Source organism: Halonotius pteroides, from assembly GCF_003605635.1.
GTDB lineage: Archaea > Halobacteriota > Halobacteria > Halobacteriales > Haloferacaceae > Halonotius > Halonotius pteroides.
The window spans coordinates 66,283-79,711 of sequence record NZ_QMDW01000001.1 but is presented as its reverse complement, the minus strand read 5'-3'; the positions used below and the strand labels follow the sequence as shown (position 1 = coordinate 79,711).

General features: G+C 62.1%; 9 protein-coding genes. 5 read left to right on the top strand and 4 right to left on the bottom strand.

The features are described 5' to 3' along the window. Nucleotides 1-16: 16 nt before the first annotated feature. A complete protein-coding gene (locus DP106_RS00390; RefSeq protein WP_120082533.1) occupies nucleotides 17-2,935 on the top strand; it encodes a DEAD/DEAH box helicase in 2,919 nt (972 codons plus the stop codon). A gap of 41 nt (nucleotides 2,936-2,976) precedes the next feature. On the opposite strand, the gene DP106_RS00385 is transcribed toward DP106_RS00390, so the two are convergent. Then, entirely contained in the window at nucleotides 2,977-4,176 is a 1,200-nt protein-coding gene (locus tag DP106_RS00385) for a glycosyltransferase family 2 protein (RefSeq protein WP_165857779.1), read from the bottom strand. A 202-nt stretch (nucleotides 4,177-4,378) separates the two neighbouring features. Here DP106_RS00385 and DP106_RS00380 point away from each other — a divergent pair, with 202 nt between their 5' ends. Beyond that, on the top strand, nucleotides 4,379-5,950 hold the full coding sequence (locus tag DP106_RS00380) for a TrkH family potassium uptake protein (protein ID WP_120082530.1): 1,572 nt from the start codon (nucleotides 4,379-4,381) through the stop codon (nucleotides 5,948-5,950). Between the two features lie 71 nt (nucleotides 5,951-6,021). Here DP106_RS00380 and DP106_RS00375 read toward each other — a convergent pair whose 3' ends face one another. After that, nucleotides 6,022-8,253, bottom strand: a complete 2,232-nt coding sequence (locus tag DP106_RS00375; RefSeq protein WP_120082789.1) for an amino acid permease — start codon at nucleotides 8,251-8,253, stop codon at nucleotides 6,022-6,024. A 195-nt stretch (nucleotides 8,254-8,448) separates the two neighbouring features. Between DP106_RS00375 and DP106_RS00370 the strand changes: the two genes are divergently transcribed. Then, the gene (locus DP106_RS00370) at nucleotides 8,449-8,886 is read left to right on the top strand and encodes a universal stress protein (RefSeq protein WP_120082529.1); all 438 of its coding nucleotides are present in this window, start codon (nucleotides 8,449-8,451) and stop codon (nucleotides 8,884-8,886) included. 7 nt (nucleotides 8,887-8,893) lie between these two features. Here the strand turns inward: DP106_RS00370 and DP106_RS00365 are convergent, their stop codons facing one another. Next, nucleotides 8,894-10,786 (bottom strand): formate/nitrite transporter family protein, encoded by a 1,893-nt coding sequence (locus DP106_RS00365; protein WP_120082527.1) that lies wholly within the window; start codon nucleotides 10,784-10,786, stop codon nucleotides 8,894-8,896. 55 nt (nucleotides 10,787-10,841) lie between these two features. Further along, nucleotides 10,842-11,489: a deoxyribose-phosphate aldolase gene (gene deoC / locus DP106_RS00360; protein ID WP_120082525.1), complete on the bottom strand. Its 648-nt coding sequence runs from the start codon at nucleotides 11,487-11,489 to the stop codon at nucleotides 10,842-10,844. Between the two features lie 101 nt (nucleotides 11,490-11,590). Between deoC and DP106_RS00355 the strand changes: the two genes are divergently transcribed. After that, nucleotides 11,591-12,409, top strand: coding sequence for a DUF63 family protein (locus tag DP106_RS00355; RefSeq protein ID WP_120082524.1), 819 nt, complete (start codon nucleotides 11,591-11,593; stop codon nucleotides 12,407-12,409). A gap of 188 nt (nucleotides 12,410-12,597) precedes the next feature. Further along, nucleotides 12,598-13,368, top strand: a complete 771-nt coding sequence (locus tag DP106_RS00350; RefSeq protein ID WP_120082522.1) for a sugar phosphate isomerase/epimerase family protein — start codon at nucleotides 12,598-12,600, stop codon at nucleotides 13,366-13,368. Nucleotides 13,369-13,429 lie beyond the last annotated feature (61 nt).

Below are 13,429 nucleotides of genomic sequence, written 5' to 3'. Positions count from 1 at the left end.
GGCCCTGTATTCGCTAATGAGTTTTTCGGGGTCGCAGGCGGGTGTAGACGCCTTTCAACACCTCGGTGACACCGTTCGGGCGGCGCTCTCCGACCGCGGCTTTTCACAGCCGACCGAGCCACAGCGACGCGCGATCCCGCCGCTGGCCGCCGGCGACAACGCGCTCGTCCTCGCGCCGACCGGCACCGGGAAAACCGAGACGGCGATGTTACCGGTCTTTGATTCACTCGTCGCCCACCGGGCAACACACGGGGCGACCGACGGGTTTGCCGCGCTCTACATTACTCCGTTGCGCGCGCTGAATCGCGATATGCGGGAGCGACTTGACTGGTGGGGCGAGACGCTGGATCTGGAGATCGACGTACGACACGGCGATACAACCGACTACCAGCGACAACAGCAGGCCGACGACCCGCCGGATGTGTTGGTGACGACGCCAGAAACGCTGCAGGCGATGTTGACAGGGTCGAAACTTCGGGATGCGCTCGGCGACGTGCGACACGTCATCATCGACGAGGTACACGAACTCGCGGCGTCGAAACGCGGCGCGCAGTTAACGGTCGGGCTTGAACGCCTCCAACTGCTGTCTGGTGGCTTCCAACGGATCGGTCTCTCGGCGACGGTTGGCGATCCCGAGGCAGTCGGGCGGTTTCTGACCGGCAAGCGCGGCAGCGACAAGCCGCCGGCCGCCGAAACCGGTCTCGACAGCAAACCACCGTCTGGCGTCGACCGAAGCTTCGACACCATCAGCGTCGATGTCGGCAGCCGTGTCGAGTTCACCGTTAGACGTCCCGAGGTCACACCCGAAGACGAGCGATTGGCCGGTGAGTTGGCAACGACCGAGGAGATGGCGAGTCACGTCCGGACGATCCGCGACGCTATCGCTGACAACGAATCAACACTGGTGTTCGTCAACACTCGACAGACCGCCGAGGCGCTTGGCTCACGGCTCAAGAAGCTCGATGTTGCGCTGGAAGTCCACCACGGCTCGCTGGCCCGAGACGTGCGGATCGACGTTGAGAATCGGTTCAAGAACGGCGACCTCGCGGGGCTCGTCTGTACGTCCTCGATGGAGCTCGGCATCGACGTGGGCCGCGTCGATCATGTCGTCCAGTACGGGAGCCCACGGGAAGTCGCCCGGCTGCTCCAGCGGGTTGGCCGGGCCGGCCATCGCCACGATCAGGTCTCACAGGGCACGGTGATCACCACCGATCCCGACGACACGGTCGAATCGCTTGCCATCGCGCGTCGAGCGAGCGAAGGGTTGGTCGAGTCGACCGCGATCCACCACGGCAGCCTCGATGTCCTCGCCAACCAGCTCGTCGGGCTGCTGATGGATTTCGATGACGTGAGCGCGCGAGCCGCCTACGAGATCTGTCGGCGCGCCGCACCCTTCCATGAGCTTGCTGAAGAGCGGTTCCGCGCTGTCGTCCGTGAACTCCACAGCAATCGTCTCTGCTGGCTCGATGAGGACGCCGACCGGCTGGAAACCGCCGGCGGGACGTGGCAGTATTTCTACCAAAACCTCTCGATGATCCCCGACGAGGAGAGCTACGAGGTCTACGATATGTCTGCCCGAACCCAGATCGGCACCCTCGACGAACGGTTCGTCGTCAACTTCGCCGCCCCCGGCGAGACATTCATCCAGCGCGGGGAGATGTGGCGGATCAACGATATCGACGAGGATGACGCCCGCGTCAATGTCGCGCCGATCGCCGACCCTGGCGGCGAGGTGCCCTCGTGGGTTGGCCAAGAGATCCCTGTCCCCGCAGCCGTCGCAAATGAGGGCGGCGAGCTCCGCGAGATCGCCGGCGAGCAGTTCGCCCGCGGGGCAGCAACCGACGCCGTCGCCCGCGATCTCGCACCGCGGTATCCGGCCGACAGCACGACTATCGAAACCGCACTCGACCCCATCGAGCGACAGATCGAAAGCGACCACCCGATCCCGACGGCGTCACGGCTCGTTCTTGAGGCACAGGCCAGTACGGTGCGGCTCAACAGTCCCTACGGTCACGAGATCAACGAAACGCTGGGCCGGTTGTTAGCGGCATTGGTTGGCCAGCGCACCGGCTCGTCGGTCGGGATGAGCGTCGATCCATATCGGATCGAATTCGAGGTGCCGTCCGGCGTCGGCCTCTCGGCGTTCCGCGATGTATTGCTGTCGACCGATCCCGACCATCTCGAACACTATCTTGAGCTTGCGCTGAAAGGATCGGAGACGCTGAAATTTACTGTCACACAGGTCGCCGCGAAGTTCGGCTCGTTAAAACGGTATCAGGGTCGCGGCCGCTTTGGCGGCGACCGACTGCTGGAGGCACTGGAAGACACGCCGGTCTACGAGGAGGCCCTCCGGGAGGTGTTTCATCGTGATCTCGCCGTCGATGCCGCTGCCGACGTGCTCCGGCGACTGCAGGCTGGTGAGATCGATATTGCGCTCGTTGGCGAGGCGACGCCGCTTGGGAGTTCGGGATCAACACACGGTCAAGAGCTGTTGGTGCCGGAAAACGCCGATGCCAGCGTTATCGAGACGCTGCAAACGCGGCTGCGGAACGATCGGATCCTGCTGTGTTGTTGTCACTGCACGGAGTGGGAGCACACAACGAAGGTGCGGCGCGTCCGCGAGCAACCCGAGTGCCCTGAGTGTGGCTCAACGCGGATCGCCGCGCTGAACCCGTGGGCTGAGGCGGTTGTCGCGGCGGTGCGAGCCGACCAGAAGGACGACGAGCAGGAGCGACAAACCAAGCGGGCCTACCGGGCGGCCAACCTCGTCCAGAGCCACGGCAAGCAGGCTGTCATCGCGCTGGCTGCTCGCGGCGTCGGGCCGGATACGGCCGCGCGGATTATCAACAACTTCCGCGAGGACGAAGCGGATTTCTACCGGGATATTCTCGCCGAGGAACGACAGTACGCTCGAACGCAGTCCTTCTGGGACTGACGGCACAAGCTACCGGCGACACCACGATCGGTGATACCCTTTCAGTCGGCAGGCGATTCGTTGGGGATGGTGTTGGCGTTATCGCCGTCGTCGACATCGGTTTTGTTGATCACGGTGAAATCGCGGTCGGCAACGGTGACAGCATAGATCGGGGCGATAGATTCACAGATTACACACAGCGGGATCGACACCACCATCCGAAGCCGCGTCCAGCCACCGAGCCCAACCGCTCCGTACGCGTACGTGCCGCCGTAGACGACACCGGCGAGAAACGGTGCGACCTGGAAGAGCCACGGCAACCCGAGGTCGCCACCGATCTGGCCGGCGACAAACGCGATCGGCCCGGCAACAATGGCAGCCGTCCACGACAGCAGTCGTGTGCCGGTGAGCAGCTTTGTCACCGGTGAGGTCTGCCACAACAGGTTCCAGGTGCCGATATACCACCGCGATCGTTGTTTGAGCAGGTCGGTCACGCTGTGCGGCGAGAGAATCGACACCCGTGTCGCCGACTGCCATGTCGGCACGCCGGCTTTGATCAACTCGGCGGCAAAGGCGTAATCTTCGACGATGGATTCACGATCGAACCCGACATCACGCAGTACGTCGCCGCGGGCGGTCAGTAGTTCGCCATGAAACCCGATGTAGGGGCGTTTGAACAGCCCGGTGAACGCCCGAAAAACGGTGAGATCGTCGAGGAGGCGGATATGATCCATCACGTACGTCAGCGCGGAGTTACCCTGCCGCGGTGTGAGCACGGAGTTCATCGCGCCGTAGCCGCGGGCATCGTAATACGGGATCTCATAGAGAAACTCCTCGCCGCGAACCAGGTTGTCGTCGTCGATAAACGAATACCACCCATCCGGATTGTCGGCAACAACCTGTTGGATAAAGTATTGGATTGCTCGCCCTTTGGCGACGGCTGTGGGGTCGTACTCGTCGGGGACAACCATCGTTTCGACGCCGTCGTAGGCGCGGAGCTCCGCTTCCAGATCCGCGCCTTCATCAGTAACCACATAGATATCATAGTCGGCGAATTTCTCGGTGTGGTGGGCAAGACACTCAAACAACGAATCCCGAACGGCGGCCGCCCCGATCGTCGGAACCACGAACGTCACATCCTCAGCCTTCGAATCGGCTTGGTGGGGTGTGTAGGCGATGTAGGCGAGCACTCCGAGCGCAAAGTAGCTTAGCAGTACGGTGCCAACGACAATACCGGTATAGAGGATCAGTTCAGTGAGCACAGTCTCCCGTCCGCCGTCGGCTACATACTCTATATATATCAACACGGCGATCTATTATCTCAACGTGTCATTTGTTTGCATGCCGACCGTCTGCTGACAGTGGCCACCGTCAGCAACACAGCCGCGACGCCACCGGCGGGACAGAAGTATTATACAGCCGACGCGCAGTCCACCGATAGATGCCGACGATGGTGAGACGCCGATGACGTTCTATCTTGACTGGCGGGCCAGCGTGAGCCTCCTCGGCACAATCGTCAAATACCTCGCGTTGACGATGCTGGTTCCGCTGATCGTTGCGGTCGTCTACGGTGACGATATCTGGGTGTTTGGGGCCTCGCTGATGATCGCGCTGGTGGCCGGCATCGCCCTCGAACGGCTCGATCCCGACCCCGATATCGGCCCGACCGAAGCCCTGTTGTTGGTGTCACTCGCGTGGTTTGGTGCGGCAGCCGTCGGTGCGGTACCGTACCTAGTTGCGGGCTACGGGACGGAGTCGACAATCGGGCTTGATCCGTCATCGACGGGTGCCCTCCTCGGCTCGGCTATCAATGCGCTGTTCGAGTCGATGAGCGGGTTCACAACGACTGGCGCGACCGTCCTTGGTAGCATTAGCGTCGAGGATCACTCGCATGCGATTATGCTGTGGCGACAACTGACGCAGTGGCTCGGTGGGATGGGGATCATCGTGCTGATGATCGCGATTCTCCCGGAGTTGGCGGTCAACGGCGCGGAGTTGATGCAGTCGGAGGCTCCCGGCCCCGAGTTACAGAAGCTGACGCCGCGGATCGCCGAAACCGCCCGCGCGCTGTGGCTCATCTATTTTGGCTTTACACTCCTCCTAATTGCCATCCTCTATGGGCTCCATCTGACCGGGATGGCTCCGAAGATGAACCTCTACAACGCCGTCGCCCACGGCTTTTCGACGCTGCCGACCGGCGGCTTCTCAACGAAAGCCGACAGCATCGCAGCGTTCAGTGGCATCGTCCAGTGGGTATTCATCCCCTTCATGGTGATCGCCGGGGTCAACTTCGCGCTGTTTTGGCAGGTAGTTCACGGGGAGTGGCGCGCGCTCGCCGACAACCCGGAGTTCCGCACCTACGCCGGCGCAATCGCCGTGTTGATTGCCGTTTTGTCGGTTGTTCTCGCTCGTGGGGCAGCCCCCCCGCTGGAAATCGGTGGTGTAACGACCGGGCTCACCGAAAACACGATCCGTCAGGCAGCCTTCCAGGTCGGCTCGCTTTTGAACTCAACCGGGTATGCGACCGCTGACTTCGCACAGTGGGATCCCCACGCACAACTCGTGGTCATGTTTGCGATGTTCATCGGCGGGTCGGCGGGCTCAACGGGTGGCGGCATCAAGATTATTCGCTGGTTGGTCGTCATCAAATCACTCCGACGGGAGCTGTATACGACGCTTCATCCGAGCGCGGTTGAGCCGGTGCGGCTTGGCGGCCGCATCGTCGACGAAGACGCGATTCGTGGTATCGTCGTCTTCACCATGCTCTACATCTTGTTGTTTTTCATCGCAGCCGTCTTTTTGAGTCTGGATTCCGCGCGGATCGGTTATGAGTTGTCGGTGTTGGAAGCACTGAGCGCGTCGCTGGCGACACTTGGTAACATCGGACCGGGGTTCGGTTCGCTTGGGCCGTTCGGCAGCTATCTTGACTTCTCACCGATCTCGAAGTGTGTCATGATCTTCCTGATGTGGGTCGGCCGGCTGGAGATCGTCCCTGTTCTCGCGCTGTTCGTCGGTGGACTTGCGGATCGGGACTGACTGCGCCCGGTCGGCCAGCAACGAGCAGCGGCAAAACGAAGCGTTGTCGCCCGAACAGCCGTTAACGAGCGTTACCCGAACAGCCGTTCGATGATCGACCGTTTCTGCGGGCGTTCAGCCAACAGAACGGTGCTGTCGACATCATTGAGCACCTCGAAGGCCAGCGAGCCACGCATCAGCCGTGAGAGCAGGCCCTCGCGTGTCGCGCCGATGATGACCATCGATCGGCTCTCAGCGTGGCGGGCGATAGAGTCCTCGACATCGCCAGCCGTGTCGACAATCCGATTCGCCTCCTCAAGACTGTGATCAGTAGCCCACGTTGAGAGGAACTCCTCACCCTCTGCCTGTTCGGACTCGTCGTCGGCGACGTACAGCAGCGACACGTCGTTGCCGTTGTCAAGCAGGACTTCGGCGACCTCCGCGCTGAGATCGGAGCTATACCCACCTGCCGTCGGCACCAGCACGTCCGAGGGATCGAAGCCACGATCCTTCATTACGAGGAAATCAGACGGGAGGCTGCTTGTCAACTCATCAAGTGGGCTCTCGACGCGGCCAGCCGACAGCGGCGAGTTGCCGCTCCACCCCATCACGACCAGGTCGGCATTGTTGGTTCGAGCGGCATCGAAGACCTCCTCAAAGGAGCGATGGGAGACGATCGTTTTTGTCTCAACGTCGGCCCTAAACGTCTTGGCGTTCTCGCGAGCCGAATCCAGGAGTTTCTCCGATTCGGCATCGATCCGCTCGACGTGGTCGGAGCCGGCATACAGCGGCGTCTGATCGGGAACCTGGACGATATGTGTCGCCAACACGCTGCCGCCTTTGGCTTTCGCGATGAGACTCGCTAACTCGATGAGGTCGCGTTCGGTGCGGGGGTTCGACAACGGCACCATCACCCGGTACTCGCCGCCGTCAGGCTTGACCGAACTCGCCGCCGACACCGCCGCGTCGGGCATCTTCTCGGAGCGCGAGAGGATATACTCCGAGAGGACACCCTCTCGCGTCGTCCGCGAGCGGGCATACAGCATATACCACGCCAATGCCAGAGCGACAAACAATCCACACAGCGCGATGACAAACGGCTCGATAAAGGCGATCAGGGCAAACGAGAGCACCGCTCCAAGAATCGGCGTCACCGGGTACAACGGCACGGTGAACTCCGGGTCGTACTCGGCGGGATCGCCCTCACGAAAAACGATCAACGCGAGGTTGAGCAGGCCGTAGACGACCAGATGGAGGACGCTGCCCGCCGTCGCCAGCAGTTGCAGATTGCCAACGACGATGAACAACAGAATTAGCCCGCCGGTCAGCGCGATCGATTTGTACGGCGTGCCGAACCGCTCGTGCACCTCATTGAGCGACGGCGAGACGATCTTATCCCGCCCCATCGCGAAGTTGATCCGCGAGGATGCGAGAATCGACGCGTTGGCCGAGGACGCTGTCGCCAACAGCCCACCGAACAGCAGGGCGGCCGCGCCGATTGGCCCAATCAGTATTCGAGCGACCTCAACGACAGCGGTGTCGTTGCCGGCGACGACCTCGTTGGGGACGGCCGCCAGCACAGCCAACAGGACGAGCGCGTAGATCGCCGTCACGATGACGACGCTGCCGATGATCGCAATCGGGAGATTCCGCCCGGGATCTTGTATCTCCTCGGCAACGGAGGTGATCTGGACAAAGCCGAGATAGGAGACAAAGATGATGCCCGTTAGCGGCAACAACGGGGTGAGCCCGTCAGGCGCGAACGGCCGCAGGGTCTGAATATCGGCGTTTACGAGCCCAAATAGCGTGAACACCGTGAGAATGCCGAGGAGAATGAAGACAATGATGTTCTGTAGTTTGCCGGTTTCTTTTGCGCCGACGTAGTTGACCGTGACAAAGAACGTCCCGCCGAGCAGGGCGACGATCTTCGCACCCGACAGCGACAACGGGCCGACCGTGAGGCCGGGTACGGCAACAAAGGCGTTGACGTACTCGCCGAGCCCAAACATGTAGAACGCCGAGGCGAAGGTAAGGCCGATCCAGTTCCCCCAGCCGGCGACGGAGCCAAACAGCGGCCCAAGCCCACGGTTCACATAAAAGTACGCGCCGCCGGAGCGGGGCATTGCCGTCCCGAGCTCGCTGGCCGACAGTGCGGTGAAGATAGCGATGGTGCCGCCGAGAATGAACGCTCCGGCCGACAGCGGGCCCGCCATCTCGACGGCCGTGCCCGGCAACACAAAGATGCCCGCGCCGACCATCGTTCCGATGCCAATGGTGAGTGCTGATGTGAGCGTCAGATCCTTGGCGAGTTCGTCATCACTCATCAGGATCACCCCGATCGCAGTGGGGTCGTCGGGGGATAACATAAAGACAATCTGACATGGCCGATGCAGACGAGATACCGAACAGACGGCGATTCAACATACCGGAGTGGTTGCGGCCGCCGGTCTTAATCGGTTCGGCTGCAGGCTGTCCGGTTCTGACACAATCCTTATCAAACCGCTCTCGGTGATGTTGGCATGGACAGTTCAGCAGCTACCGAGGCCGAGATGCTTTCACACGTCCTCGTCCCCGTCGCCACGGAGGCTGATGCCAAACACACCGCCAACGCGCTTGCGCCATACGCCCCTGACCGGGTGACGGTTCTCCATGTCGTCGAGAAAGGTGCTGGTTCCCCCGATAAAACACCGGTCGAGCAGTCTGAGGCGATCGCCGAACAGGCTGTCGAGGCGTTCAGAACCGAGTTCCCTGGTGCGGCACTCCACACAGCGTACAACAACGATGTTGTGGCGGCGATCTTTGAGACAGCCGCCGAGATCGACGCCAGCGCGATCGCCTACCGCTCTCGTGGTGGCAACCGACTTGCGCAGTTCCTCTCGGGTGATCTCTCGATCAAGCTTGTTACCAACGCAGACCGGCCCGTTATCGCGCTTCCCCGAGGCGACGGCGACGACTGACGATCGGTTACTCGTCTCTCTTTGCTACCGTGTCGCCGCCGGTCTTGGCATTGTCGCTACCGGGGGTGATCTCCGACTGTGGTTTCTCGCGTTGCCCGCTCCCGAACAGCCGCTTCAGGATCGACCGCGAGGAGGGGCGTTCGGCCAGCAGCACCGAGCAATCAACCTCGTTGACAACATCAAGATGGAGGGAGTCGCTCGCGAGCCGGGAGACCAGGCCGCGTTCGGTCGCGCCGATGGTAACGAGCGTTGCGCTGTCGGCCGCTCGCTTGATCGCCGCCTCGATATCGCCGCCGGTGTCGACGATCCGCTCGGCGTCGTCAAGCCCGTGTTCGGTGGCCCAACTGTCGAGAAACGCCTCGCCGGCAGCCGTTTCGCTCGGATCATCGACGACATGTAACAGCGTCACCGATGCCCCAACCGCCGACTGCAACGCGGCGGCGATCTCCGCACTCAGTCCTGAGTCGGGGCCGCCAGCCGTCGGGATGAGGATCTCGGCGGGGTCGAGACCACGATCCTTGAAGATCGCAAAGTCACAGGGGAGCTGATTGGTGATCTCATCCAACGGCCGTTCAGCGCGGGCAGCGTGCCAGAGCTGATCGTCGCCCCACTCCATGGCGACCAGCTCCGGTTGGGTTCGACGCGCCATATCGAAGATCTCCTCGAAGGCGTGATGACTCGCCAGCGAGGTAATGGTAATATCGACCTCGCACTCATCGCCGAGGGCGTAGATCTCCTGCATGCGCTTGTTTGATTCGGCCTCGATCCGTTCGACGTTGCCGCCGCTGACCAGTGATAGCTGTTTGGGGGCCTGAATGATGTGGACGACGTGGACGGTTGCGTTGTCCTGTTGGCTGGCGATCCGGGCGGCGAGTTCAACGAGTTCCGTGTCGGTTCGGGGGTTCGTGATCGGCACCATCACCCGGTAGCGATCCTCGCCAACGAGCGTCGCCTCAACCGAATCAAGAATCGGCACGTACGACCGCCCGGCGAACCGACCGAACGCCCACTCGGGAAGCGTGAGCCGTCGACTCAGTCCCTCGAAGCGGGCGTTTTCAAGTCGTCGTTCGCTCGTCTGGAAGTAGTTGACAACCGTGACCAACACAACGCCACCAAGCGTGTTGCCAAGCAAGACCGGAAGCACGAACTCGGTGACGCCCGGCAGGAGGGCAAGCCGACCGAGTGCGACGAGATAGATGACCTCGGTAAAGGAGACGACAACGTGGAACAGATTCCCCAGTGGGATCGCCAGAAAGGCAACGTAGACGACGAGCAGCCGAGAGACCGTATCGGTCGCCGAAAAAACAACCCAGACAACGCCGGCGACGATCAGCCCCGCGAACACCGCTTTGAAAAACAGTGACCACCACCCGGTTTCGAAAGCCCCCTTTTCGGCCAGCTCGATGGCTTTCGTCGTCGTTTTCGCATCAAAGACCCCGCCGTAGGCCAAGGCGACCGCGCCGATCGCCCCGCCGGTAAAGTTGCCCGTCAGTACGATCAGCCAGTGGCGCAACAGCGTCGGAACACTGGCCAATCGCTCGATTGTCAGCGCGACCGGCGGCAGCGTGTTTTCGGTGTACAGCTGGTAGCCACCGATAATAATATAGATGAAACCAAGCGGGTACAGCATGACGCCGATAAGCGGGTTGTCGCTGGCCGCTGACAGCGACGCATACAACAGAAACGTGATCGTGATCGCAAAGCCGGCGGCGACCGCACTAAAAAACAGCTCCCGAACGCCGGAGGTGATCTCCTCGTCGGCGGCGGCCACCACACGCTGAAACACCTCATCGGCGGAAAACCGATCGCGGAGCACCTCGCCGACCGCCGGCGCGCCGCTGCGGGATCGCTCGACGGCCTCCCGGACGGAATCCTCGGGATCGGAGGGGGAATCGCTCATTGCCGAGTTCAATTCGGGCGGCACCCTAAGAGGTTGGCTTTTCGGCCCCCCTCGGTTATGACGGCGCGCCATCGAGGATCGCGAGCCCACTGGAGGCTCCGATCCGTTCGGCACCAGCCTCGATCATCGCCATCGCCGTTTCGTAGTCGTTGATCCCACCGCTGGCCTTGACCGGCAGATAGTCGGCCATGAGTTCGACAGCCGCGACCGTCGCCCCGCTCGGCTCGCCGTCGGCAAAGCCGGTCGATGTTTTCAGCATGTCGGCGTCGGCGTCAACGGCGACCTCGCAGGCGCGGTGTGTCTCGTCGTCGGTCAGCAGGCCCGCTTCGATGATGACCTTCACCGGGATCGGTACCGAGGCGACGACCGCGCGGAGTTCATCAGCAACGGCGTCGTCTTCGCCGGCTTTGAGGCGACCGACATTGAGCACCACGTCGAGTTCGTCCGCGCCAGCCTTCCACGCAACCGAGCCGGCTTCGCGTTTGATCTCGGGATCGGCTTGGCCGTGTGGGAAGCCGACGACCGTGGCGATGGTGAGCGCATCCGGGGCGTCGCTGGCGACGCTGTCGAGATAACAGGGCGGAATACAGACGTTCATGCCAGCCTCGGTGGCCTCGTCGACGACGCGTGCAACGTCGCCGGCCGTCGTTGTCGGCCCGAGAACAGTGTGGTCGATCTTTGCTGCGAGGGCGGCGCGCTTCATACGCCCTGGAGACCCCCTATCGGCAAAAAGCTCCCCACCGGTGGGCAACGCGCAACGCCGGCGATCACAACTCTTTCCACCGACTCACCGAAACCGAGGGTATGGTGTTGCTTCCGGCCGGCTTCAGTCTCCCGCCGCTGCCCTACGCCCTCATGTTGCTTGCCGGTGGATTCGCCGTCAGCGTCGGGTTCGCCCGACGACGGCCGCCGGTTACGGCTCGCCACGTCCTCTCATTGACGCCGTGGATGGCGGTCGGCTCGGCGTTGCACGTGCTTTACGGGATCGATGGCCTGCCAGCGGTCATCGCCCCGTTTGGCGGGACAGCCGCGGTGTACCTCACGACCGCGGTGTTGGCCGGCGTGGGCTGGCTCGCTGTCGACGCCGTTCGCCCAATGCGGGTGCCACCGGTGCTTGCTGGCGGGGGGATCGTCGTGCTGCTTGTGACAGTCGCCGTCGCCTTGCGCGCCGGACTGGCTCGTGGGACGCTCGCGCCGATGTGGCCGGCCGCTGGGCTGCTGTTGACGGTCGCGCTGACCGCCGCTGGCTGGGTTGGACTGCGGAAACTGCGACCGGCGGCGACGGCGACAACCGGGGTGGTCGGCCTGCTTGCCCTGTTCGGCCACACGCTGGATGGTATTTCGACGGCCATCGGCGTTGACGTGTTGGGGTTCGGCGAGCGCACACCGCTGTCGCGGGTGATCATTGAGTCGGCGGCAGCCTTGCCAACCGCCGAGACCATCGGCGTTGGCTGGCTGTTTGTGCTTGTAAAACTCGGTGTTGCCGCCGGGGTCGTTGTCCTCTTCCGGGAGTATGTCGATGCTGAGCCAACCGAGGGATACGCGCTGTTGGGCTTTGTTGCCGCCGTCGGATTCGGCCCGGGCGTGCATAATTTACTGCTGTTCACTGTTGTTGGTGGCTGATGTAGTCAACTCACAGAGGAGCTTGTCTGATCCGGTGACATAGACCGCCAGAGATCCCACCGCCGTACTGGAAGCGGCGTCGTTTACCACGCGAAGACTGTCACGCGTTCACAGCAGGCGTGGCAGATCAGCTGTTCTGTGTGTTGAGCAAGCCGTGGTGATTTATACCATTCAGCCGAATTAGTCGCATGGATATCGGTGTCTCAGTCGGCCCGTATGTGGATCGTATCGATGCACTGCCGGACTCATTCTCGTTTGTCGAACTCGCGATCGGTGAGGGCGAACGCCCGCTGGCGGTTGTCGACGCCGACCAGCTGGCTGACGATCTTACAGCACACGGGTTCGGTGCAGTTGTCCACCTGCCGTACCGACAACCGCTCGCCACGCCGGTCGAACGGATTGATATGGCGACACAAGAGTATCTTGCGGAGGTGCTCGAAACAGCTGCGGCGATCGACGCAACAACCGCTGTTGCACATCCTCGCACCCGCGGTGTTGGAGACGATACGCTTATACAGCGGATGACACAGCTGTCCGACCGCGGTGCAGCCAACGATATTACCGTTTGTTTTGAAACGCTGGGATACGCCGGCGGGCTGTCATTAGACCGCGTTGGTGCAGCGGCCGCCAAAGCAGATGCAGCAATCTGTCTTGATGTCGGGTATGCGTATCTCGAAGCGGGCACCGACGGCATCGCCTCATTCATCGCTTCGTACGGTGATCTCGTCGAGCATCTCCATGTTCACGGTGCACGACACCGAGGCGATACACACATTTCGGTTGGCAGTGGGGATGTCGACTACAGTTCGATCGGCCCCCTGCTCCACGATGTGGCACCGACCACGGCGACAATCGAAGTTTTCACCGACAACGCGACATATCTGACAGCGTCTGCTGAGCGGTTTGAGGCGGTCTACGCGGAGCCCGGCGAATCGACCACAGATACAGAGAGTACATAGCTCCGCAGCCGACCTGAGACAGCCGTCAAGAGTGTTCTTATGACTCCGGCCCGACTGGATG

Excerpts from the sequence above, each read along its gene's own strand:
- DP106_RS00355 (WP_120082524.1), top strand. The coding sequence starts at position 11,591 with ATGGTGTTGCTTCCGGCCGGCTTCAGTCTCCCGCCGCTGCCCTACGCC.
- DP106_RS00365 (WP_120082527.1), bottom strand. The coding sequence starts at position 10,786 with ATGAGCGATTCCCCCTCCGATCCCGAGGATTCCGTCCGGGAGGCCGTC.
- deoC (WP_120082525.1), bottom strand. The coding sequence starts at position 11,489 with ATGAAGCGCGCCGCCCTCGCAGCAAAGATCGACCACACTGTTCTCGGG.
- DP106_RS00350 (WP_120082522.1), top strand. The coding sequence starts at position 12,598 with ATGGATATCGGTGTCTCAGTCGGCCCGTATGTGGATCGTATCGATGCA.
- DP106_RS00380 (WP_120082530.1), top strand. The coding sequence starts at position 4,379 with ATGACGTTCTATCTTGACTGGCGGGCCAGCGTGAGCCTCCTCGGCACA.
- DP106_RS00370 (WP_120082529.1), top strand. The coding sequence starts at position 8,449 with ATGGACAGTTCAGCAGCTACCGAGGCCGAGATGCTTTCACACGTCCTC.
- DP106_RS00375 (WP_120082789.1), bottom strand. The coding sequence starts at position 8,253 with ATGAGTGATGACGAACTCGCCAAGGATCTGACGCTCACATCAGCACTC.
- DP106_RS00390 (WP_120082533.1), top strand. The coding sequence starts at position 17 with ATGAGTTTTTCGGGGTCGCAGGCGGGTGTAGACGCCTTTCAACACCTC.